28 protein-coding genes and 1 tRNA gene are annotated in these 22,178 nt (G+C 65.8%); 14 read left to right on the top strand and 15 right to left on the bottom strand.

Annotated features, from left to right (window positions below; genetic code table 11):
• The first annotated feature begins 27 nt into the window (after positions 1-27).
• From FCF25_RS13080 to FCF25_RS13065, 4 genes are all read left to right on the top strand, one after another.
• Positions 28-1,140, top strand: a complete 1,113-nt coding sequence (locus FCF25_RS13080; RefSeq protein WP_137048989.1) for a Xaa-Pro peptidase family protein — start codon at positions 28-30, stop codon at positions 1,138-1,140.
• Between the two features lie 140 nt (positions 1,141-1,280).
• Positions 1,281-2,015 (top strand): metal-dependent hydrolase, encoded by a 735-nt coding sequence (locus tag FCF25_RS13075; RefSeq protein ID WP_117591467.1) that lies wholly within the window; start codon positions 1,281-1,283, stop codon positions 2,013-2,015.
• A 98-nt stretch (positions 2,016-2,113) separates the two neighbouring features.
• Complete coding sequence (locus FCF25_RS13070) at positions 2,114-2,509, top strand: OsmC family protein (RefSeq protein WP_137048988.1); 396 nt, start codon at positions 2,114-2,116, stop codon at positions 2,507-2,509.
• A 207-nt stretch (positions 2,510-2,716) separates the two neighbouring features.
• Complete coding sequence (locus FCF25_RS13065; protein ID WP_117591471.1) at positions 2,717-3,112, top strand: OsmC family protein; 396 nt, start codon at positions 2,717-2,719, stop codon at positions 3,110-3,112.
• Between the two features lie 50 nt (positions 3,113-3,162).
• On the opposite strand, the gene FCF25_RS15945 is transcribed toward FCF25_RS13065, so the two are convergent.
• The 3 genes from FCF25_RS15945 to FCF25_RS13055 form a co-directional block, all read right to left on the bottom strand.
• Positions 3,163-3,294, bottom strand: coding sequence for a hypothetical protein (locus FCF25_RS15945; RefSeq protein ID WP_256360025.1), 132 nt, complete (start codon positions 3,292-3,294; stop codon positions 3,163-3,165).
• Positions 3,295-3,366: 72 nt separating this feature from the next.
• A complete protein-coding gene (locus FCF25_RS13060) occupies positions 3,367-3,963 on the bottom strand; it encodes a DJ-1/PfpI family protein (protein WP_117591473.1) in 597 nt (198 codons plus the stop codon).
• Positions 3,964-4,037: 74 nt separating this feature from the next.
• Complete coding sequence (locus tag FCF25_RS13055; protein ID WP_137048987.1) at positions 4,038-4,826, bottom strand: HAD-IIA family hydrolase; 789 nt, start codon at positions 4,824-4,826, stop codon at positions 4,038-4,040.
• Positions 4,827-4,993: 167 nt separating this feature from the next.
• Between FCF25_RS13055 and FCF25_RS13050 the strand changes: the two genes are divergently transcribed.
• Genes FCF25_RS13050 through FCF25_RS13035 form a run of 4 tightly spaced genes read left to right on the top strand, consistent with a single transcriptional unit; the run spans position 4,994 to position 8,299 of the window.
• Complete coding sequence (locus tag FCF25_RS13050) at positions 4,994-5,773, top strand: GTP cyclohydrolase III (protein WP_117591477.1); 780 nt, start codon at positions 4,994-4,996, stop codon at positions 5,771-5,773.
• 2 nt (positions 5,774-5,775) lie between these two features.
• Positions 5,776-6,819 carry a zinc-binding alcohol dehydrogenase gene (locus FCF25_RS13045; protein WP_137048986.1) on the top strand — a complete coding sequence of 348 codons (1,044 nt, stop codon included), beginning with the start codon at positions 5,776-5,778 and terminating at the stop codon, positions 6,817-6,819.
• Positions 6,820-6,826: 7 nt separating this feature from the next.
• Positions 6,827-7,204, top strand: coding sequence for a 6-carboxytetrahydropterin synthase (locus FCF25_RS13040; protein WP_137048985.1), 378 nt, complete (start codon positions 6,827-6,829; stop codon positions 7,202-7,204).
• Positions 7,205-8,299 (top strand): glycosyltransferase family 4 protein, encoded by a 1,095-nt coding sequence (locus FCF25_RS13035; protein ID WP_137048984.1) that lies wholly within the window; start codon positions 7,205-7,207, stop codon positions 8,297-8,299.
• Between the two features lie 183 nt (positions 8,300-8,482).
• Here FCF25_RS13035 and FCF25_RS13030 read toward each other — a convergent pair whose 3' ends face one another.
• Positions 8,483-8,692, bottom strand: coding sequence for a hypothetical protein (locus FCF25_RS13030; protein WP_117591485.1), 210 nt, complete (start codon positions 8,690-8,692; stop codon positions 8,483-8,485).
• 314 nt (positions 8,693-9,006) lie between these two features.
• Here FCF25_RS13030 and FCF25_RS13025 point away from each other — a divergent pair, with 314 nt between their 5' ends.
• Complete coding sequence (locus FCF25_RS13025; RefSeq protein ID WP_137048983.1) at positions 9,007-9,201, top strand: hypothetical protein; 195 nt, start codon at positions 9,007-9,009, stop codon at positions 9,199-9,201.
• A 105-nt stretch (positions 9,202-9,306) separates the two neighbouring features.
• On the opposite strand, the gene FCF25_RS15700 is transcribed toward FCF25_RS13025, so the two are convergent.
• Positions 9,307-9,481, bottom strand: a tRNA-Trp gene (locus FCF25_RS15700).
• A 45-nt stretch (positions 9,482-9,526) separates the two neighbouring features.
• Positions 9,527-9,748, bottom strand: a complete 222-nt coding sequence (locus tag FCF25_RS13020; RefSeq protein WP_117591489.1) for a DUF5795 family protein — start codon at positions 9,746-9,748, stop codon at positions 9,527-9,529.
• Between the two features lie 98 nt (positions 9,749-9,846).
• Here FCF25_RS13020 and FCF25_RS13015 point away from each other — a divergent pair, with 98 nt between their 5' ends.
• Positions 9,847-10,371, top strand: a complete 525-nt coding sequence (locus FCF25_RS13015) for a metal-dependent hydrolase (protein ID WP_117591491.1) — start codon at positions 9,847-9,849, stop codon at positions 10,369-10,371.
• A gap of 36 nt (positions 10,372-10,407) precedes the next feature.
• Here FCF25_RS13015 and FCF25_RS13010 read toward each other — a convergent pair whose 3' ends face one another.
• A complete protein-coding gene (locus FCF25_RS13010; protein WP_137048982.1) occupies positions 10,408-11,400 on the bottom strand; it encodes a DUF5794 domain-containing protein in 993 nt (330 codons plus the stop codon).
• A gap of 488 nt (positions 11,401-11,888) precedes the next feature.
• Between FCF25_RS13010 and guaB the strand changes: the two genes are divergently transcribed.
• From guaB to FCF25_RS12990, 3 genes are all read left to right on the top strand, one after another.
• On the top strand, positions 11,889-13,382 hold the full coding sequence (guaB, locus tag FCF25_RS13000; protein WP_137048981.1) for an IMP dehydrogenase: 1,494 nt from the start codon (positions 11,889-11,891) through the stop codon (positions 13,380-13,382).
• A gap of 111 nt (positions 13,383-13,493) precedes the next feature.
• The gene (locus FCF25_RS12995; RefSeq protein WP_137048980.1) at positions 13,494-14,567 is read left to right on the top strand and encodes a TrmB family transcriptional regulator; all 1,074 of its coding nucleotides are present in this window, start codon (positions 13,494-13,496) and stop codon (positions 14,565-14,567) included.
• A 121-nt stretch (positions 14,568-14,688) separates the two neighbouring features.
• A complete protein-coding gene (locus tag FCF25_RS12990) occupies positions 14,689-15,288 on the top strand; it encodes a HalX domain-containing protein (protein WP_117591501.1) in 600 nt (199 codons plus the stop codon).
• Positions 15,289-15,326: 38 nt separating this feature from the next.
• Here FCF25_RS12990 and FCF25_RS12985 read toward each other — a convergent pair whose 3' ends face one another.
• Positions 15,327-15,725 (bottom strand): hypothetical protein, encoded by a 399-nt coding sequence (locus FCF25_RS12985; RefSeq protein WP_117591503.1) that lies wholly within the window; start codon positions 15,723-15,725, stop codon positions 15,327-15,329.
• Positions 15,722-16,567 (bottom strand): ParA family protein, encoded by an 846-nt coding sequence (locus tag FCF25_RS12980; RefSeq protein WP_117594036.1) that lies wholly within the window; start codon positions 16,565-16,567, stop codon positions 15,722-15,724. The genes FCF25_RS12985 and FCF25_RS12980 overlap by 4 nt, the downstream gene beginning before the upstream one ends.
• 372 nt (positions 16,568-16,939) lie before the next feature.
• On the opposite strand from FCF25_RS12980, the gene FCF25_RS12975 reads away from it, so the two are divergent.
• Positions 16,940-17,134, top strand: a complete 195-nt coding sequence (locus tag FCF25_RS12975; protein ID WP_137048979.1) for a hypothetical protein — start codon at positions 16,940-16,942, stop codon at positions 17,132-17,134.
• A 194-nt stretch (positions 17,135-17,328) separates the two neighbouring features.
• Here the strand turns inward: FCF25_RS12975 and FCF25_RS12970 are convergent, their stop codons facing one another.
• The 6 genes from FCF25_RS12970 to FCF25_RS12945 form a co-directional block, all read right to left on the bottom strand.
• Complete coding sequence (locus FCF25_RS12970) at positions 17,329-18,186, bottom strand: MBL fold metallo-hydrolase (protein WP_174786381.1); 858 nt, start codon at positions 18,184-18,186, stop codon at positions 17,329-17,331.
• Between the two features lie 323 nt (positions 18,187-18,509).
• Positions 18,510-18,899, bottom strand: a complete 390-nt coding sequence (locus FCF25_RS12965) for a nuclear transport factor 2 family protein (protein ID WP_137048978.1) — start codon at positions 18,897-18,899, stop codon at positions 18,510-18,512.
• Positions 18,896-19,822 carry a VOC family protein gene (locus FCF25_RS12960; protein ID WP_137048977.1) on the bottom strand — a complete coding sequence of 309 codons (927 nt, stop codon included), beginning with the start codon at positions 19,820-19,822 and terminating at the stop codon, positions 18,896-18,898. Before FCF25_RS12960 ends, FCF25_RS12965 begins: the two co-directional genes overlap by 4 nt.
• 101 nt (positions 19,823-19,923) lie before the next feature.
• Entirely contained in the window at positions 19,924-20,298 is a 375-nt protein-coding gene (locus tag FCF25_RS12955) for a MarR family winged helix-turn-helix transcriptional regulator (protein ID WP_168191257.1), read from the bottom strand.
• Between the two features lie 245 nt (positions 20,299-20,543).
• Positions 20,544-21,683, bottom strand: a complete 1,140-nt coding sequence (locus FCF25_RS12950) for a pyridoxal phosphate-dependent aminotransferase (RefSeq protein ID WP_137048975.1) — start codon at positions 21,681-21,683, stop codon at positions 20,544-20,546.
• Entirely contained in the window at positions 21,680-22,174 is a 495-nt protein-coding gene (locus FCF25_RS12945; protein ID WP_117591513.1) for an Lrp/AsnC family transcriptional regulator, read from the bottom strand. The genes FCF25_RS12950 and FCF25_RS12945 overlap by 4 nt, the downstream gene beginning before the upstream one ends.
• Between the last annotated feature and the right edge of the window lie 4 nt (positions 22,175-22,178).

The following is a 22,178-nucleotide window of genomic DNA, read 5'->3' as shown; positions in this document are numbered from 1 at the left end:
AGTAAGCGTCGTGCGTCTCGCTCACCAATGACAGATAGATACGCCGACCGGCGGTCGGCGCTGTTCGAGGAACTCCCCGAGTCGGTCGAGACGGTGTACGTCGCCCCCAGCGAGACGCTTCGCTATCTCTCGGGGCTGTCGATGCACCAGAGCGAGCGACCGACGCTGCTCGTGCTCTCGCGGGAGGCGGGACCGGCGGCCGTCCTCCCGGAACTGGAGACCGACCGCGCCGCCGACGTACTCGGCGACGACGTGCCGTTCTACACGTACGGCGACGCGACGGACCCGACGCAGGCGGCGAGCGAGGCGTTCGACCGGCTCGCCGCCGACAGGGCGTTGTCGGGCGAAGCCGCCGTCGAGTTTCGGTCGACCCGGGTGCTGGAGTACACCCTCCTCACCGACTACCACGACCCCAAGTCGATACGCGACCTCGAACCCGCCGCGGCGGCGCTCCGGGCCAGAAAGGACGAGTCCGAACGCGACTCGATGCGGAAGGCGGCGCGCATCAGCGACCGAGTGCTGCAGGAGACGTTCGAGGACATCGAAGTCGGCACGACCGAACGCGACGTGGAGCGAGCCATCGAAAAGCGTGTCATCGACAGCGACGCCGACGGCTACGCGGGCGGCATCGTCACCGCCGGCGAACGTACCGCCTTCCCGCACGCGAACACCGGCGACACGGAAATCGAGGAGGGCGACCTCGTGATGATCGACTTCTACATCCGCGTCGACGGCTACTTCTCGGACATCACCCGCACCGTCGCCGTCGGCGACCCCGGCGAGGAGTGCCGCGACATCTACGAGGTCGTCCGCGAGGCGGCTCGCGCCGGGCGCGAGGCCGTCGCCGAGGGCGTCGAGTATCAGGAACTCGACCGCGCCGCACGGCAGGTCGTCGACGACGCCGGCTACGGCGACTACTTCCCCCACCGACTCGGCCACGGCCTCGGGTTGGAGGGTCACGAGCCGCCGTACCTGGTCGAAGGTAACGACGCGACGCTCACCGTCGGCAACGCGTTCACCGTCGAGCCGGGCGTCTACGTCGACGGCGTCGGCGGCGTCAGAATCGAAGACGACGTGTTGTTGACCGAAGACGGAGCGGAAGTGCTGACCGAGACGCCGCGAGACCTGCGAGTTCTGTAGCGCCCGGCGGAGCGAGTCTGCGACTCGTCGGCCGGAGCGTCGGACCGCGGCGCCGGCGTTCCTTTTTCATCGTTTTGTCGCCAGCGAGTCCGACCGCCGGACGTATTTTTATGCGTAACTGCTCCGTAGAACGGCACGCTATGGAACTCACCTGGCACGGACATTCGACGTGGTACGTCACCGTCGGCGACACCGACCTGCTCATCGACCCGTTCTTCGACAACCCGAAGACGTCGCTCGACCCGTCGGACGTCGACGACCCCGACTACGTGCTCCTCACTCACGGCCACGCCGACCACATCGGCCACGCCGGCGAGTTCTCCGACGCGACGCTCGTCGCGGTGCCGGAGCTCGTCTCCTACGCGAAAGAGGAGATGGGCTTCGAGGACGCCGTCGGCGGCATGGGGATGAACATCGGCGGCACCGTCGAGTGCGGCGACGCCTACGTGACGATGCACCGCGCCGACCACACCAACGGCGTCAACACCGGCTACGAGTATGACGTCGGGATGCCGGGCGGGTTCGTCATCTCCGACACCAAGCCGACGCAGGTGTCCGACGACGAGTCGACCACCTTCTACCACGCGGGCGACACCGGCCTGATGACCGAGATGCGCGAGGTCATCGGCCCGTACCTCGAACCCGACGCCGCGGCGCTGCCTATCGGCGACCACTTCACGATGGGTCCGTGGCAGGCCGCCATCGCCGCCGACTGGCTCGACGTCGACTATGCGTACCCGATGCACTACGACACGTTCCCGCCCATCGAACAGGACACCGACGACTTCCGGCGCGAAGTGGAGGCGACGGGGTCCGACGCCGAAGTCGTCGTCCCCGAAGCCGACGAGTCGTTCACCCTCGAAGAGGGGTACTGAACCGCCGGGAAGGTCGGCGTTCGCGACTGTCCGGATTTCGCGTCTTTCACCCCGCTAAAACGACCATTTTTGTGAACGGCAGTGGTTGAGAGAGATGCATGGCGAAAGAGGTACACACCGTTTCCGAGGAAGGGTACAGCGCGACCAGTCAGATACGGGAGTTCGAGGTGGATATCGACTCGAACGGCGAGGACGCCCCCGACACGCTCGAGAGCCTGCTCGCGGCGTACGCGTCCTGCTTCGTCCCGGCGCTCCGCGTCGGCGGGCGCCAGCGGGGCGTCGACGACCTCGGGCGCATCGAGATCGACGTGACTGGGGAGTTGAACGACGACGACAAACTCGAGTCGGTCGCCTTCGACGTCCGCGTCGAACCGGCGCTCGAAGACGACCAGGGCGATGAGATCCTCGAGCGCGCCTTCGAGCTCTGTAAGGTCCACGACGCGCTCAAGGAGAGCCTCCACGCGGAGACGACCATCGAGGGCGGGTCGGACTAACGCGCGACGGCCGGGTCCGGGTCGTCGCGTCGTCACGTCGCCCCCGCCCGGTACCGGTCCGACCGGTGCCGGTCCGCCGGCGATATTTCCCGGCGAGAACCGCCGAACCGTTAGCGAGAACGAGCGAGTATTTTCCGGCGGAGCGGGGTATCAGTTGGTCGCCGATGAAGCAATCTTTAGGACGTTCCAGTTCCACGTTCGGTACGTATGACGGACATCCAGACGACGACAGTCAGCGAAGAGGGCTACGCGAGCACCAGCGAAGTCGGTGACTTCGAACTCTCCATCGACGCCACCAACGAGCAGGGACCGGACCCGAACTCGGTTCTCGTCGCGGACTACGCGTCGTGTTTCCTCCCCGCGTTCCGCGTCGGCGGCTCCCAGCGCGGCTTCGACGACCTCGGCAAACTCCAGATCGACGCCGAGGCCGACCTCGACGGCGACGACGACCTCACGGCGATTCGCTTCGACATCTACGTCGAGGCCGACCTCGGCGACGAGGTCGACGAAGTCGTCTCGCGCGCAGAGGACATCTGCCACGTCCACGCGGCGCTCCGCGAGGAACTTCACGCCGACGTCGCGGTCAACGACGGCGCGTTCTGAGCGCGCGCTCGTAAACGCCGATTTTTCCGGAACTGGAGGGCGGAGAGTCGCTACTGTCGACGGTAGCTTCGATAGCTCATCGCCTGTCCGTCGACGATGACCGTCTCGCGCTCTTCGGGGTCGTACACGGGGCTCTGAGTCCGCTCGTCGCGGAAGCGGTAGGGACTGTCGTCGCCTTCCATACCCCCCGTTCGTCGTTCCCGTACAAAATTGCGAGGGGTGTTCTCACGGACCACGAATGTTCGGCGGTCGACTCAGTCGTCGGCCGCGACGGACGCGGACTCGTGGTCGACTGTCGTCCCGAGCACGTCGAGGAACTGCGAGAGCCACTCGGGGTGGTCCGACCAGTCGTGTCCGGTGACGAGGTTGCCGTCGGTGGTCACCTCGTCGACCCACGCGCACCCGGCGGCCTCGCACTCGGCGCGAACGGCGGGGTAGGAGGTCATCTCGTAGCCGTCGAGGACGCCCGCCGCGGCCAAGATTTGGGGGCCGTGACAGAGCGACGCGACGGGCTTTCCCTCCTCGAAGAAGTGGCGGACGTAGTCGAGGACCGCGTCGTACGTTCGGAGGTACTCGGGCGCGCGCCCGCCGGGGACGACGAGGCCGTCGTACTCCGCGGGGTCGACGTCGTCGAACGTCGCGTTGAGCGTGAAGTCGTGGCCGCGCTCCTCCAGATACGTCTGGTCGCCGCGGAAGTCGTGGACGGCGGTCTTGATCCGGTCGCCGGCCTCCTTCTCGGGGCAGACGGCGTCGACTTCGTGACCGATCATCTGCAGGGCCTGGAACGGCACCATTATCTCGAGGTCCTCGCCGAAGTCGCCGACTATCATGAGCAGTTTCTTGCCTGACATGGCGTGTGAGAGTGATTCACGCAGGGAGATAACGTTTCGTCGGGGCGAACCGGTCGCGGTTCCGATAAGTCCGGCTACCGGTCGCCGACGACCCGCTCGATGTCGGCGAAGGAGTCGAGGACGTAGTCGGGTTCGACCGCCGACTCGGCCAGCGCGCGGTCGTCGGCGATTCCGGTCTTCACGAGCACCGTCGTCATCCCCGCCGACGCGCCCAGTGCGATGTCGGTGTCGAGTCTGTCGCCGACGACGAGACACCGCTCGGCGTCGTGACCGAGGCGTTCGAGGGCCAACCGGCGGGCGTGCGCGGAGGGTTTACCGAGCGTCGCGTCGGGCGAGCGACCGGCGACGCCCGCGACGGCGTGGGTCATCGCGCCCGACCCCGGCAGGTCGCGGTCGACCGCCGGGATGGTCATGTCGGGGTCGGTGCTCAGGAACGGAACCGACTCGTCTTCGAGCGCGACCATCGCCGCCACGAGGTCGTCGTAGTGGAACCCGCGGTCGATAGAGACGACGACGGCGTCGGCGGCCGTCGGGTCGGCCGTGACGGTCAACCCCGCGCCCTCGAACTGCGCCGTGAGACCGGTCTCGCCCACGACGAACAGCGAGTCGTTCGCGTGCTCGGCTTCGAGGTACGCCGTCGTCGCCGTCCCCGAGGTGAGCACCTCGTCGGGGCCGACGTCGACGCCGGCGCCCGCGAAGCGCTCGGCGTACGCCGAGGGCGCTTTCGTCGGGTTGTTCGAGAAGAAGACGCGGTCGACGCCCGCCCGACGCAGGGCGTCGAGTCCGCTCGTCGCTCCCGGTATCCGCTCGTTACCCCTGAGAACCGTCCCGTCGACGTCGAGTACTGCCCCGCGAAACTCCATCGTCCCTCGTACGCCGTCCGCGATGTTGAACCCGGCGGTGGCCGAACGGTCGCACCGCCGCCGACGAACGGCGTTCGGTCGCATCCGTCCCCGTGCGGGGCGTTTTCACGGCGAGAGTCGGAGCCGAACCAAAGAACAATGTACTCCCAACCCCTCTATCGGACACCGTGACGAACACGCAGTTGACGCTCATCCAGATAGACAACTACGGACCCTGGACGGTCACCCCCGAACCGAGACGGGAGATGGACCTCCAGACGCTGCAGTCTCGCCTCTTTGCGGACCTCGCGCAGTTCGTCGGCAGCCGCGACGGCTACGCCTTCTTCACGCGCTTCGACAACATGGTCGCGGTGACCAACGGCCTCGACCGCGCCGACCACGAGCTCATGCAGGAGTCGATTCGGAACCGCTATCCAGTCACCTTGAGCCTCGGCGTCGGCGTCGACGAGGTGCCCGTCGAGGCCCTCGAACGGGCGACCGAGGAGATTCAGCTCGCCGGCAGCGCCCAGGACGGCGACCGCCGCGAGGTGCTCGGCGGCGAGTTCCGCGCCTCCTCGGGCACTGACGACCTCAACATCGCCCACTTCGACGTCAACGACGCTACCGGCAAGTACACCGACCGCCTCAACGAGTTCGACTCGTTCATCCACATCGAGCAGGGCTACGCCAGCCTGATGCGCCACATGCGCGAGGCGCACGGCGCGCTTTCCTTCTTCGTCGGCGGCGACAACATCATCTCCGTCTGCCCCTCGCTGTCGGAGAGCGAGTACCGAAGCGCCATCGAACACGTCGAGTCGGAGGTCGGCGTCGAACTGAAGGTCGGCGTCGGCGCGGGCGAGAGCGCCCACGTCGCCGGCTTCGCGGCCAAGCACGCGCTCGAAGACTGTCGGCACCGCGGCACCGACGTCGAGTTCGCGGCCGCACCGGCGCACGTCGGCGACGACTGACCATGCCCGCACGCTCCGTGACGTTCGCCGCACCGCGCGAAGTCCGCGTCGCGGAGTCCGAGATTCCGACGCCCGACTCCGACGAGGTGCTCGTCGAGACGACGTACTCGGCTGTCAGCCCGGGGACGGAACTGCTCATCTACCGCGGAGACGCCCCCAGAGAGCTGAAAGCCGACGAGACCATCAGCGCGCTCGACGGCTCGCTCGACTACCCGCTCCGGTACGGTTACGCGGCCGTCGGTACCGTCGCCGCCGTCGGCGCCGACGTCGACGAGGCGTGGACGGGCCGGCGCGTGTTCGCGTTTCGTCCCCACGAGAGCCACTTCTGCGCCTCGCCGAGCGAACTCCACGCGGTGCCCGACGACTGCTCGATGGCGACGGCGGCGCTGCTGCCGAACGTCGAGAGCGCGGTCAACTTCGCGATGGACGGCCGACCGATGGTCGGCGAGCGAGTCGCTGTCTTCGGACAGGGACTGGTCGGTCTGTTGACGACGGCCGTGCTCTCGTCGTTTCCGCTCGGCGAACTCGTCACCGTCGACGAGATCGGCGAACGACGGCAGCTATCCAGAGAGTTCGGCGCCGACGAGAGCATCGCCCCCGAGGAGGTCGGCGAGCGATTCGACCCGTCGGGGCCACCGGACGGCGGTGCGCGCGGACGCGCCGGCGACGGCGCGGACCTGACGTTCGAGCTGTCGGGAAACCCCGCCGCGCTCGACGCCGCCGTCGGCGCGACGGGGTACGACGGCCGCGTCGTCGTCGGGTCGTGGTACGGGACGAAACCGGCGACGCTCGACCTGGGCGGGCGGTTTCACCGCAGTCGAATCCGACTCGAAAACAGCCAGGTGAGCACGCTCGACCCGTCGCTTCGCGGCCGATGGGACAGCGACCGACGCCTCGACGTCGCGTGGGACTACCTCGCGGAACTCGACGTCGAGCGCCTGCTCACGCACCGCGTTCCCGTCGACGACGCCGAACGCGCATACGAGTTGCTCGACTCGAACGCCGAAGCCGCCGTGGGTATCCTCTTTACGTACCGCGACCCGTAACGAGAGTATGTACTCGGTAACCGTCCGCCGGTCGTTCATCGCCCAGCACTTCCTGACGGTCCCCGACCCCGGCCCGGAGGGCGAGTTGCACTCGCACCGCTTCGACGTCGAACTCCGGTTCGAGGGCCCGACGCTGAGCGAGTACGGCTACCTCGTCGACATCGACGACGTGAAGGCGGCGCTGTCGCCGGTCGTCGAGCGGTACCGCGACGCGACGCTGAACGATCTCCCGGAGTTCGAGGAGGAGAATCCGAGCGTCGAGCGACTCGCGCGGGTTCTCTGCGAGGCGGTCGTCGACGAGGCGACGCTCGACGGCCCCGAACGGGTCCGCGTGACGGCGTGGGAGGACGAGGAGGCAGCGGCGGCGTACGAGACGGCGCTCTGAATGCGCGTCGGCCTCCTCGTCTACGGCGACCTCGACGAACGCTCCGGGGGCTTTCTCTACGACCGCCGGCTCGTCGACCACCTGCGCGAACGCGGCGACGACGTCGTCGTGTTCTCGCTACCAGAGCGCGGATATCTCCCCTCTCTGGCGGACAACGTCGACACCTCGCTGTCGCGCCGAATCCGCGCTGCCGACCTCGACGTCCTGCTACAGGACGAGCTCTGCCACCCGTCGCTGGCGTGGTTCAACCGTCGACTCGGCGTCGACGTACCGGTCGTCGCCGTCGTCCACCACCTCCGCGTCGACGAGACGCGCCCGACGTGGCGAAACGCGCTCGTTCGGCGTCTCGAACGGGCGTATCTCCGGTCGGTCGACGCGTTCGTCTGCAACAGCGAGACGACGCGCCGGGCCGTCTCGACGCTCGTCGGCGACGGCTCGGCCGGGACTACCGAACCGTCGGTCGTCGCCTACCCGGCGGGCGACCGCTTCGGGACGACGGTCACCGCCGCTCGCGTCCGAGAGCGCGCACGCGACGGCCCGCTTCGCGTCGTCTGCGTCGGCAACGTCACGAGACGCAAGAACGTGGAGACGCTCCTGGCGGGGTTGGCGCGAGTCCGCCAACGCTGGGAACTCGTCGTCGCCGGGAGTCTCACCGGAGACCCCGAGTACGTCGAAGAACTCCGCGCCGCCGTCGACCGGGCGGGGCTGGCCGACCGCGTCCGTTTCACCGGCCGACTCGCGGACGCGGAACTGGCGGCGCTGTACGAGCGAAGCCACCTGTTCGCGATGCCCTCGACGTACGAGGGGTTCGGCATCGCCTACGTCGAAGCGATGGGGTTCGGACTCCCGGTCGTCGCGTCCGCCTCCGGCGGCGCGAGCGAACTCGTCGCCGACAGAACGAACGGCTATCTGGTCGACCCCACCGACCCGACGGAGGTGACGGACGCCGTCGCCCCGCTGTGTCGGAACCGCGAACGCCTCGCGCGGATGGGGTTGGCGGCGTTGGCGACGTACGGAGCGCACCCGACGTGGGCAGAGACGGGCGCGCGCGTCGCGGCGTTTCTCGACTCGCTCGTCGGTTCGGATTCGGTCTGAGTGGCCGGTTCGACTCGGCGCCGGCCGGGTCGTGCCGAACGGCTGCGTCGGTGAGACGACGGTAGGACGGTCGTCGGGAGACCGCGGTCGATGTCGAAGAGCGAAGGACGAGCGGCGGCGGAGAACGGCGGCGGAGAGCAGTAGTCCGCGAGCGGTGGCGGCGGAGAGCGGCGGTCGGGCGTGCTACTTCCGCTCGCGGTGGCGGCGTTGCGCGTCGGTGCCCGAGACGAGTTCGAGTTCCGGGACCTGCTCGTGGACGGCGAGCGGACCGTGTACCTCGCGGACGTGCTGTCGGAGGTTCGGGACGCCCACGGCGACGAACTGTTCGTCACAGCCGTCGACCGGGCACGGTCCGGTGTACCTGTACGGTTCGCCTCTGGGTCGGTCGCTCATCGCCGCTCTCTCCCGTCCATGGGGACGCCTACGTGTCTCCGTATGTAAACCTTCTTTTTTGTGATTGCGGATTCAGTGGTAGGAGGGGCTCGGACTCGGCTCCGCGTTCTCCCCGTCGAACGGACGACTGTCGACTGCGGCGGTACGTCGGTACGCCTCCCGAAGAGGCGAACTTCGATGCGCTCTCGGGGGTCACAGTTTCGGCGTCGACGCCGGGCGCTGGACGCCGGCCGAGAGCCGATAATCTGCTGTTCGGCAGTTTTTGGTAGTAACTTGGAGAAAGCTTATTATTAGAGAGTTCACCGAGTATCTTGATGTCCACGACCGGTCCGTTCCGAAAGTCGACTCGTCAGAGCGAGGGTTCGCAGCACTTGAGCCGGGAACTGAAACTGGGGAGTCCGCCGACCACCGCCGTCGAAGACGGAATCAGCGACGAACAGATCGCGTGGCTTCAGCGGTTGGTCGACGCTCGGAGGAGCGACAGAGAGCCGAAGTCGCACGACGAGTAGCGGCCGGCCGCAGTCGAGAAGCGCCGGTCGGAGCGGATGGTTACCGGAAACCGCCTTCGGGGAGTGCGCACGCACTGCTCGACGGTGGGTGTCGCGAGGAGTTAGTGGGGTCGGAGGGATTTGAACCCCCGATCGACTGATATCTCCGGTCCGCCTCGGAACTCCAGAGGGTCGTCGTCGCGAACCGATGATCAGTCGGTCGCTCGGTATATCAGTCTGGAGTTTCGTCCCGGGCGTCGCCTCTGGAGTCAGTCGCCATGCCGGGCTTGGCCACGACCCCTCGTCTTCTCATTGTCGCAAAACCACTAAAGGGGTTTCGATTCGGTTACCGGTCGTCGTCGGCCCACTCGCAGTCCTGACATTTGTAGCCGGTGACGAACTCGGTGACGCTCGGCATGTACCCGACGCTGAGGACGTTGCCGCCGCACTCCGGGCAGTCGAAGTCGGCGTCGTCGATGCTGTCGGCTTCCATCGGGCGTTCGCCCTCGACCAGTTCGGCGAGTCGTTCGGCCGTCACCATCCGGCCTTCAACGACGCGATTGCTCATACGTCTCCCAGACGACGAACCCACCTAAGTTCTCTGTCTTCGTCGACACACCGCCATCGGCCCCGAGATTTACCAATCTACGAAGCGAACTGTACGCTATGGTTGACGTCAGCGGACACATCGGAATCGCACTGTTGGCACTCTCACCGGCGTGGTTTCTCGTCGACCGCGAGTCGGCGGTGGCGTTCATCGCCCTCGGAACGCCGTTCGGAATGCTACCTGATATCGACCTGTACCTGAGCAAGGCGGTCGCGACGGTCCAGCACCACGGGGTCACCCACACGCTTCTGTTCGTGGGTATCGTAAGTGCCGTGCTCGGTCCGCTTCTGGGTCGAACGCTCGTCCCGTGGTTGGCCGACCGAGGGTCGCTGTCGCGGGCGGCGGACGCACTCGACCGACCGTCGACGTTCGCCGGATTGGCGGTGTTCGTCGGCGGGGCCGCTCACGTGTTCGGGGACATCCTCTCGGCACCTGACATCTCACAGCCGATAGAACCGCTGTGGCCGCTCGTTCCGGGGAGCGTCGGCATCGACGTCGTCTACTACAACTCGAACCCGGTGAACTTCGGACTGCTCGCCGCGGGCGTGTTGGTCAACGTCGGGTTCTGGTGGTGGCGGAAGTAGCGTCGGAGCCGAAACGGGGCGGCGAATCGTCGGCGTTCAGAGCCACGGCGCGCGCGATTCGTCCTCGCCGGGGTAGCCGTACGCGGGACCGGACTCTTCTTCGGGGTCGTCGTCCCCGTGGACCGCCGACCGCGGGGCGTCGCCGCCGTCGGCGACCGGGTTGTCGGCGACTCGGCCGTCCGAACGCCGGTCGTCGGACACCCGGCCGGTGGGCGGCTGGTCGTCGTAGTCGCTCGGCTCGCCCGTCTTCGCGGCGTCGGAATCGGCGGACGCCCCGGGGTCGTAGGAGAACACCGCCGTCACGCAGAGCACGCCGAGCGCGACTGGGTAGTGGGTGTTCATGATGCCGAGCACCGACAGCGCCAGCATCGCCAGCGCCACCGAACTCCCGAAGCGGAACAGGTCGATGTCGACCTTCCCGCGCAGGTGGTCGCCGAAGACGGCGACGCCGAGCGCGAAACCGACGCCGACGCCTGCGGCGGCCGCGCCCGCGAGCACGGTCACGGGGTCGAGGTCGACGACCAACTGCGCGCCGGCGGGGTCGAAACTCGCCACGAGACCGAGGCCGATGATGACCGCCGGCCCCGGCAGATACTTGCCGACCTCGGCGCTCGCCGTCTTCGCCGCGATAGCGATGATGACGACGCCGGCGAAGCGCTCGAAGATGGCGATGTTCAGCAGACTCTCGATGGTTCCCGCGAGGGCGGCCTCCACGGCCGCCAGCGGAATCAACACGGCGCCCAAGAGCAGCACCGACTGTATCTGTTCGCGCCGCGTCCCGTCCATCTCCGCGAGGATGACCGCCATCGTCGCGGAGCCGCCGAAGATGAGAAGCCCCGTCTCGACGATTCCCACCGGTGAGAACATCGTCGCGCCGCTGGCGGTCGTCGTCGTCAGCGCCCCCGCTAACACGAGCGCGGGGAAGATACCGTCGACGAGCGGCAGCGCCATCACGGTCGCCAGGAGACGCGTCGCGCCGCCGACCTGCTGCTCTAAGCGCAGCGCAATCGGGTGCTGTGAGACACTCATCTGAGACTAACGGCCGTCACCTTCGGCCAGACGGTGATACGAGCGCAAGCCCGAGGACGCGGACCACCACGGTCGTCCTCCGCCTACAAACCCCGATTTAATTGTGAGCCACATCGCTGTAAAGAGGGTGCCGGAGTTGCAGTCTGGTCGACCGGCAGTGCGCAGTGCGGCTGAACTCTCGGAGTTCATGGCTGAACTAATTCGGACAGAACTATTAAGTGTTGTGTGGGAAGCGAGTGCATACGGCAGCGTACTCGCACTCTAATTTATAAGTCGAACCTACGATTTGACGAATAGTTACTCGTTTTGCTGTAGTATCCACGACGGACCGCTTCGTATCGGGCGAATATTGCACCGAACGGCGAACCGTCCGCCGTGACGCCCAAATATATACACATGGATGTATAGTACTCGCGATTACAGTGAGAAACATCCGCAAGTGGATGCTATCTCGCAACGTTTTTGTCCGGACGGCCGGGACCCCTTACATGGCGAACGACGTTCCCGACGACACGTTCTCGGAGAAACTACGAGTACCGGAAGCGCTGACGTTCGACGACGTCCTCCTGCGACCGATGGAGAGCCGCGTCGAACCCGACGACGCAGACGTGGGGACGCGAGTCTCGAAAAACGTCGAACTCAACATCCCCGTTCTCTCGGCGGCGATGGACACCGTCACCGAGAGCGGCATGGCCATCGGGATGGCCCGCGAGGGCGGTCTCGGTGTACTGCACCGGAACATGCCCGTCGAGGCGATGGTCGCCGAGATCGAACGCATCAAGCGCGCGGACGAGCTCGTCATCCGCCGCGAGAACGTCGTCACGGCGCACCCGAGTCAGACCGTCCGCGAGGTCGACGCGATGATGGAGTCCGAGGGCGTCAGCGGCGCGCCCGTCGTCGACGACGACGACATCGTTCTCGGCATCATCTCCGGCACCGACATCCGTCCGTACCTCGAAGTCGGCGAGAGCGACGAGGTCCGCGAGGCGATGACCGACGAGGTCATCACCGCCGGCGAGGACGTGACCGCCCGCGACGCGCTCGAACTGATGTACGACTACAAGATCGAGCGCGTCCCCATCGTCGACGAGAACGACCGCCTCGTGGGACTGGTGACGATGCAGGGCATCCTCCAGCGCCGCGAGCACGAGCACGCCGCCCGCGACGACGAGGGGCGACTCGTCTGCGGCGTCGCCGTCGGCCCGTTCGAGACCGAGCGCGCCGTCGCCGCCGACGGGGCGGGCGCGGACGTGCTGTTCATCGACTGCGCGCACGCGCACAACCTCAACGTCATCGACAGCGCCCGTAGCATCAAATCCGAGGTCGACGCCGACGTGGTCGTCGGCAACATCGGCACCCGAGAAGCCGCCGAGGCCGTCGTCGACTTCGCCGACGGCGTGAAGGTCGGCATCGGGCCGGGTTCCATCTGTACGACCCGGGTCGTCACCGGGTCGGGGATGCCCCAGATAACGGCCGTCGCCGAAGTCGCCGACGTCGCGAGCAGGGAGAACGTCCCGGTCATCGCAGACGGCGGGATTCGCTACTCCGGCGACGCCATCAAGGCCATCGCCGCCGGTGCGGACGCGGTGATGCTCGGTTCCTACTTCGCGGGGACCCAGGAGGCGCCCGGCCGCGTCATCACGATGAACGGCAAGAAGTACAAGCAGTACCGCGGCATGGGCAGCGTCGGCGCGATGCGCTCGGGCGGCGGCGACCGCTATCTCAAAGACGCCGACGAGGACGAGGAGTTCGTCCCCGAGGGCGTCGAGGCCGCCACCCCGTACAAGGGGACGCTCGCCTCCGAGCTCCACCAGCTCGTCGGCGGCATGAAGTCCGGGATGGGCTACGTCGGCGCGGAGACGCTCCCCGGGTTCAAAGAGCGCGCCCGGTTCGTCCGCGTCTCCTCGGCGGGCCAGACCGAGGGCCACCCCCACGACGTGATGATCACCGACGAAGCGCCGAACTACAGTCCGCAGGAGTAAACGGCCGGACGCCGGCGCTTCGTTCGACGCCGGACGGCGAAGTCGATTTTACGACGGGTCGGTCGGAACGAAGGAACAGTTATTAATCGTTATGTTGTCGATTCGACTCTGATGGACACCGCGGAGTTACGTCGAGCGCTCGAAGACGCCGAGCTATCGCAGTATCAGGCCGACGCGTACACGGCGCTGCTCCGACTGGGTTCGGCCAGCGCTACCGAACTCGCCGACGCCTGTTCGGTTCCGACCGCCCGAATCTACGACGTTCTCCGCGACCTGGAGGCGAAGGGGTACATCGAGACGTACGAGCAGGATAGTCTCCACGCCCGCGCGAACGAACCGCAGGCCGTGCTCACCTCGCTTCGGGGCAAAGCCGAGCGGTTCACCGCCGCCGCCGCCGAAATCGAGGAGCGGTGGGAGCAACCCGCCGTCGACGACCACATGGTGAGCATCGTCAAGCGTTTCGAGACGGTGTTCGACCGCGCCCGCGACATCGTCCGCGAGGCGGAGACGGAGGTGCAGGTGTCGGCGACCGCCGAGCAGTTCAGGCGGCTTCGGCCCGCGCTCTCGGCGGCGTACGACAACGGGGCGGTCGTCAGCGTCTCGCTTCACACCGATTCGGAGACGACCCCCGACGCCCTGCCCGAGGCGAGGGCGTACGAGGGAGTCGCCACGGAGGTCCGCCACCGGCGGCTGCCGGCGCCGTTCATCGTCCTCGTCGACCGGAGCCAGACCTGTTTCACGCCGCACGCGCGCTCGGTCAACCGATACGGCGTGCTCGTCGACGACTACACGCTCACGTACGTCTTCCACTGGTACTTCCAGACGTGTCTCTGGGAGGTGTGGGAGACGGTGTTCGACGCGCGCCCGACCGAACCGCCGCTCGTCTACGCCGACATCCGACGGTTCGTTCGCGAGATGGAGCCGTTGCTCGACGACGGGGCGACGATTCAGGTCCGAGTCGAGGGGTTCGACACACAGAACGGGGAGGCGACCTCGTTCACGGGGACGCTCGTCGACGTCTCGTACGCCGGAACGTCGACGAACGGCGAGCCGCCGCTGTCGCAGCTGGCGGGCGAAACCGCACTCACGGTGGACGTCGACGGCGAGACCAGAACCGTCGGTGGCTGGGGAGCGGTCGTCGAGGATATCGAGGCCAACAGGCTGACCGTCGAATCGGTTCCGTAGCCGAAGAGGACAGATTTCTTACAACAGCGCAGCTGCTATTTCACTCACAAGAGGTATCTTGATATAGCGTCGTCCGCCATGGAGGTGATATGGGCGTTTGCCGGGCAACGAGGGGAGGCCGATGACCGACGAACCGCCGCTGGTGCTCGTCGTCGAAGACGAAGCCGACCTCGCCGACCTCTACGTGGCGTGGTTGGACGACGAGTACCGAGTCCGTACCGCGTACGGCGGTCACGAGGCGCTCTCGGAGTTGGACGACGACGTCGACGTCGTGCTTCTCGACAGACGGATGCCGGGTCTCTCGGGCGACGAGGTTCTCGACGCCGTCAGGGACCGGGGTATCGACTGTCGCGTCGCGATGGTAACCGCCGTCGAACCCGACTTCGACATCGTCGAGATGGGGTTCGACGACTACCTCGTCAAACCGGTCACCCGCGAGTCGCTTCTGGGGACCGTCTCGGACCTCCTCCTTCGGAGCGAGTACGACGACGGCGTCCGCGAACTGTTCGCGCTCGCCTCGAAGAAGGCCGTACTGGAGGCCGAAAAAGACGAGTCGACGCTCGCCGAGACCCCCGAGTACCGGCAACTCGACGCGCGACTCAGCGAGGTGCGGTCGAATCTCGACGAACGGTTACAGGGCGTCGACCACGACAGTTTCGTCGGGATGTACCGAGATATCGACCGCGAGGACTCGTTCGGGTTCGACGAGTTCGACGAGTAATCGACCCTCTCTGGTCAGTTCTTCCGCCTCGGTGCCGGTTATCGCCGTCCGTAGCCCCACTCTTCCATCACGTCGACGACGTCGCCGACGTTCCTGAGCCCGGCCGTGACGACCGCTTCGCGCACGTCCAGCGACATCACGTCGTCGCCGTCGAATCGGTCGGCGAGTTCGCGTTCGAGCGCGTCGAGCCGTTCGGCGGTCGTCGGTCGGACGTAGACGGGGAGCGCATCGCGGTCGGCTTTCACCGTTCGACGGGCGAAGATGAACGGCAGTTCGACGGCGTCCGAACCGGCCGACGCGTCGGCTCGGTCGGCAGCGGACTCGGCTTCGGCGTCCGGCTCTCCGTCGGGCGTCGACGTTTCGGCACCGTTCTCGACGTTCGCCGGGACGTCGCCGTAGGTGTCGCCCGCGGCGCCGTACCGGTCGTCTTTGGTCATTGCGCCACCTCCACGTCGAGCGCCGCCTCGACGCTCCCGCGTTCGACGATGCGGGCGACGGTGTCGAACTGGTCGAGCAGGTCCTCCTCGTACGGACGGAGGTCTCTGGTCTCGGCGCTGTCGGCGAACTCGAAGACGCTCATGTGGTTGCGCCACGCCTCCTTCAGCACGTCGCGCTTGCGGACGCCGAACGGCGTCACCGGCTTGCCGTCGGTCTCCAGTTCCTCGCGGACCTCCCGGTAGATGTTGGAGTCGCCGACCTCGTTGGGGACGACCGCGAGGATACCGAGCGCGAACGCGTCGTCGAACGTCCGGAACCCGCGTTCCATGCTGTCGAGCGTATCCTCCAGACCGTCGATGGAGACGCTTCCCTTCCGCGTGAGCTCGATGGGGATGACCACGTCTCGCGCGGCGACGAGCGCGTTGTCGACGAGGACGTTCAGCGTCGCCGGCGGGTCGACGAGGAAGTAGTCGTACTCGCCCGCCAGCGGCGACAGCGACGAGCGCAACTGGAACTCGCGCAGCGAGGTGTTGCGCGCGGCCATCTCGCTCTCGATGTTCGCCAACCCCTCGTGAGACGGAATCAGGTCGAAGTCACCCGCGTCGACGACGAGCTCGGACGCGTCGCGTTCCTGGTCGAGGAGAACGTCGCCGAGGTGGTCGTCGTCGGTCGTCTTCAGATCACCGAAGCCGACGTGATCTGTCAAACTACCGAGCTGGGGGTCCAAATCGACGACGAGGACGTCCGCATCCCGCCGCCCGAGCGCGGCCGCCGTGTTCGTCGCCATCGTCGTCTTCCCGACGCCGCCGGATTCGCTCCACATCGTCACTGCCCGTTTCATGGCCTGCGCTTTCGCAGAGCCGTACATAAATCTCCGTCAGACAATCGCGCCGTCGAAACCCGCTGGATAGCTCCGCTCATACCTTTTTAGACATATATCTGGAAATATGTCTGGAAATCAATCCGGGTAGATTTCTAGATATCTGTGTGGAGATTCGATAGACGGCGTCCCGCCTCGGGTGACCCTTCCTCTCGGAGGCCGGACACTGTTTCTGCTCGGAAGGTGATTCGTCCTCGTGCCGACTGTCGTCGATTTGCTTTCACGGCGTTCGGCCGTCTGTGTAGCCGGTGAGCGTTTCCTCGTACGCCCGCTCCGCCGTCGTTCTACCGGCGCTTCGAAAACAGTTATTCTGGCGGCGTCTCGATTCGCCCCATGCAGAACTCTGCACGCGTACAGAAAGCGATCCGCGAGTACAAACTTCGGAGACTCATCTCGCTCGGATTCTTCGTCGCGTTTCTCGTTGCCGTGGGGACGCTCCAGTTCGGCGGCGATAGTACTCTCGCCGTCGTGTTTTCTCTCGCGGCGCTTGTGCTCACCGTCGTGATCGGTATGCGACTCTGGCAGTGACCTCGAATTCGGGAAGTCGACACCGATGCAGATGCGGGCTACCTCGACGGTCTCGTCACCTCCACAGTTTCGTCGAACTTCAACGACCCGACGCCCGTGTGAACTGAAACCCGGTCCGATCCCAGAGCCGGCAACGCCGAGCGGGACCGGGACCTGGCTACTGCACCGCTCTGGACTGTCGCTGGGTCGGCAGCCTACGGTGCGAGCGTGAGGCCGTCTTCGGCAACGACTACGTCGCCGTCGAAAACCGACTCGGCATCGCGTTGCATTGCGTCGAGGTCGCGGTACGGCATGATGTGCGTGAGAACGAGCGTCTGCACGCCGGCGTCCTGCGCGATCTCACCGGCGTCTGTCGCATCACAGTGATTGGCGGTCAACGTAGACCTGTCGAGTCCTTCTTCTCCTGCTGCATGCTGTGGCCACACGAACTGCTCGTCCGCGTTCGGGACGCGGTCTTCATCGACTGGGGCGGTGTTGCAGTCCTGAACGAGGATGTCCGCGCCATCGGCGAACTCGGCGAGCGACGGGATTTTCCGTGTGTCACCGGAGAAGACGATCGACGACCCCGTTTCGTGCTCCTCGAACCGGTAGGCGTACGTCTCGACCGAGTGCTCGACTGGCACTGCGTCTATCTTCCAGCCGTCCATCTGGCGACTGAACCCGTCCGTCACGAGTTCGGTTTCGATACCGGAGATGCCGTCCGTCGGGTAGATATCCTTGCGGTACTCGATGTCTTCCGCGTAAACGTCGTACAGCGCGTCGACGAGCCGGTCGGTGCCGTCCGGGCCGTACACCGTGAGCGATCCACGACCGGCCTCGGTCCAGCTCGTGAAGGCGAAGTGGAAGAACGACGCGTTGTGATCCATGTGATGGTGAGTGAAAAACAGCGTCTCGATCTCTCCCATATCGACGTCGGCGTCCATCAGGCCGTAGACCGTCTTGGGCCCGCAGTCGACCATCACCGTGTCGCCTGCGACGTCGATCACGAGGCTCGTGCCGCCACGTTCCGGAATCGGAACAGGACTTCCAGTCCCGACGAGGGTGATCTCCATGGAAGAGCGTACCACAGCTTCGCCTTTGTATGTTCGTGCCTCTACCCGACGTGCGGTCCCGTACGCGCTCTAGGCCGAGTCTCCCGACGGAACGTGGCAAGAACGCACTTGTCACTAGCCTCCCGAAGAATGAGTAGATGGCTTCGGAGTGAGACGAGGCACAGGAACTGCAGTCGCGCTCGGAGCCGGAGTAGCAACTGGCCCTGCAACAGATCAACTACCGATGGAGAGATTTCCCTCGAACTACGCTTCGCCGTCACGGTCGACGATGGACGGTCCAAATAATGAGTCGACTCTGTTCTCCCGCTCGAGGCTCTCGGGCGTTACGAACCGTCGACCTCAACCACGTAGGACGTCATCGTCTGGATCTTCGCATCCTTCGCGTGGCTACTGAACTCGTAAACGTCGCAGAAGGCGTACACCGTGCCGTCGGCGAGGTTCACCGTCCCGTCTACCGACGCGGTCGCTCCGTGCGTGATGACGTGGTCGATGGTCAGCGCCGTCGTGTCGACGTCGACCATCTCCTCGACGGCGTCGGCGAAGTCGTCTCGTCCGCTGATCTCTCGGTCGCTGACGATGGTCCATTCGACGTCGTCGGTGACTGTATCGAGGAGACACTCGACATCGTTTTCGGCGAACGCGACGTTGAACTCCTTGAGGAGCGCCTTCTTTGGGGCGTTTCCGCAGTCCTCCCCGACGGTGACCGTCGTCATATTCGGACGTCCTCGTCGGCCGTGCCGGCGTACGCTTCCTCCAGCGTCTCGATGTCGAGTTTCTGCATCCCGAGCATCGCCTCAGTGACCCGCCCCGCCCTCTCAGCATCCTCGTCTCTCTGGAGTTCGGTAAGGACCGACGGGACGACCTGCCACGAGACGCCGTACCTGTCTTTCAACCAGCCACACCGGCCCTCTTCCCCGCCGTTCGCGGCGAGTTCGTCCCAGTAGTAATCGACTTCGTCCTGATCGGAACAGTCGACGAGGAACGAGATCGCCTCGGTGAAGCCGAAGTCGTGGTCCTGAGCGCTGTCCATCGCTGCGAAATGCTGGTCGCAGAGCGTGAAGTCGGCGAACATCACCGTTCCCTCCTCGTCCGGCGGCTGGTCGGGGCCGTAGCGAGCCACGTCGTTGACCCCGGCGTCGTCGAACACCGACGCGTAGAACGCCATCGCGTCCTCCGCCTGGCCGCACCGTTCGCCGACGAACATCAGGGACGGAACGATCGTTCGGTCCGGAACGTCGTCGGCGTAGATCACCTGCCACGAGACGCCGTAGGCGTCCTCGGTCCAGCCGTACCGGTCGCTGAACGGGTACGAATCGAGGGGCATCAACGGTTCGCCACCCCCCGACAGCTCTGCCCAGAGCTCGTCGACTTCCTCCCTCGTCGGGCAGTTGACGACGAACGAGATCGCCGGGGTAAACTCGAATCGAGGGCTACCGTTGAGCGCGAGGAACGACTGTCCCTCGAGCTCGAACTCGATGGTCAGGATACTGCCTTCCGGTCGGCCCGAAGCCTCCGCTGACATCTCGTCGTACCGACTGATGGCGCCGACTGACGAGTCGTCGAAGATATTCGTATACCGGTTCACCGCCTCCTCCGCGTCGCCGCCGAACCAGAGGTTCGGAGTGATCTTCTGCACGGTCACGCCTCCCGGTATCTCGACGATACGGGGTCGGTCGTTCGCGTTTTCTGCTCGGCTTGACGGTCTATTGGTGGCATCGTTGGTCTCCGTTCGTGGTCTCACTCCGTCTCCAGTTGCTCCTCGACTTCGTCTTGGGCCTCCTCCCAGGCAGGGTAGGCGCGCTCGATCTTCTCGCGGCCGCTCGGGGTCAGCTTCAGTTTGCGCATCCGGTCGTCGTCTGACTCTGCCTCGTCGATCCAGCCTTCGTCTTCGAGTCGGTTCGCACTCCGGGTGAGCGACGTCCGGTCGAGTCCGAGGAGGTCGGCGAGTTCCCCCAACGGAGTCGGTCCTGTCTGTGCCAACGCAGCGAGGATGGAGAACTGCGTCGCCCGTAGGCCGTGGGGACGAAGCTTCTCCTCGTAGAGCCGCGTGATTTCACGCGCTCGTTTCCGTGCGGCGAGACAGTGGCAGTTCTTGGTGGCGGAGAGGTCCACGCGAGTGGTACGCGGCACGTGCATATACACGTATCTGTCCTGTCGGTTTGGCTCGTGCCGAAACGAGACGAGTTGAAGAGTGTGCGCTCAGGATTCGTATCTACGGACCGGTGTCTCGCTCAGAGAGTGCTGAAACCGTTCGCGGTCGAACACACCTCCCGCGTATCCTGCGTCGGCCTTCCGAAAATGTACGGCCTATCCCGGTTGGGCAGAATCGGTATCGCAAAGTGTAGTTTATGGGTCGTTCATCGAGCGTCGACGAACCGCTCGATGCGGTCCATCGCCGTCCGCAATTCGTCGAGACCGGTCGCGTAGGAGACGCGGAGGTGGCCCTCACCGCCGGTGCCGAAGACGCTACCGGGGACGACGGCCACGTCCTCCTGGCGAAGTAGTTCCTCCGCGAAGCGCTCGTCGTCGCCGCCGCAGCGCGGGAACGCGTAGAACGCGCCGCGGGCCTCGAAGCAGTCCAGCCCCATCTCGTCGAACCGCGAGAGGACGAACCGCCGGCGGCGGTCGTACTGGTCGCGCATCTCGACTACCTCTTGGTCGCACGACCTGAGCGCTTCCAGTGCGGCGTACTGCGCCGTCGTCGGCGCGGAGAGCATCGAGTACTGGTGGATGCGGTTCATCGCTCGAATCGCCTCCGGCGGTCCCATCGCGTAACCGAGCCGCAGTCCCGTCATCGCGTAGGCTTTCGAGAAACCGTTGAACACTACGGTTCGCTCGCGCATCCCGGGGAGCGTCGCGATGGAGGCGTGCTCGCCCTCGTACGTGAGCGCGGCGTAGATCTCGTCCGAGAGTACCATCAGGTCGTGGTCGACGGCGAACTCCGCCACTTCGGCGAGTTCGGAGCGACTCATCGTCGCCCCGGTCGGATTGTTCGGATAGCAGAGTATCAACAGCTCGGCGTCCTCCGCCCCCGCGTTCGTCAGGTCCTCGTAGGTGAGCGCGAAGTCGTTCTCGACCCGCGTCGGCACGGCCAGCGGCTCACCGCCGGCGAAGACGACGCCCGGAACGTACGAGATGTACGACGGTTGAGGGACGGCCACGCGGTCGCCGGGGTCGACGAACGCCCGCATCGCCACGTCGAGCGCCTCGCTCGCGCCGGTCGTCACGAGAATCTCCTCGTCGGGGTCGTAGTCGAGGTCGTACCGCCGAACGTGGTCGGCTATCTCCGTCCGCAGTTCTCGCATGCCGCGGTTCGCCGTGTACGAGGTTCGCCCGCGTTCGAGCGAGTCGATGGCGGCCGTTCTGGCGGCCCACGGCGCGCTGAAGTCCGGTTCGCCGACGCCCAGCGAGATGACCTCCTCCTTCTCCTCGGCGAGTTCGAAGAAGCGCCGAATCCCCGACGGCGGGACGCGTTCGACGCGGTCGGCGATTCTCATGGCGAGATCGAGAGGCGGTCGTCGTCGTCTCGGTCGCCGAAGACGATGCCGCGGTCCTTGTACGTCTCCATCACGAAGTGCGTCACCGTCTGCGTCACCTCGGGGATGGGCGCGATCTGCTCGGAGATGAACTGCGAGACGTCGTGCATCGACTCGCCCTCCACGAGGATTGCGAAGTCGTAGTCGCCCGAGAACAGCCGCAACGACGACACCTGCGGGAACTTCACGATACGGCGAGCGATGTCCTCGTAGCCCGTCTCACGGTCGAGTTCGACGTTGAGTTCGACCTCCGCCTGAACGTGTTCGTCGTCGTCGGCCAACTGTTGCCAATCGACCACCGCCTGATACCCCCGAACGACGCCATCGTCTTCGAGTTCGGTGATCGTTTCCTCGACTGTCGCCTCGTCGAGACCGGTCTGTCGCGCAATGTCGGTCGTGCTCTCCCGAGCGTTCGACAGCAGAAGGTCGAGAATCTTCCGTCGCTGGTCCATACGG

This window comes from Haloprofundus sp. MHR1, from assembly GCF_005155585.1.
In the GTDB taxonomy this organism is placed as follows: Archaea; Halobacteriota; Halobacteria; order Halobacteriales; family Haloferacaceae; genus Haloprofundus; species Haloprofundus halophilus.
Note: the sequence above shows the minus strand (reverse complement) of the source record. Positions and strands in the feature narration are given on the sequence as shown.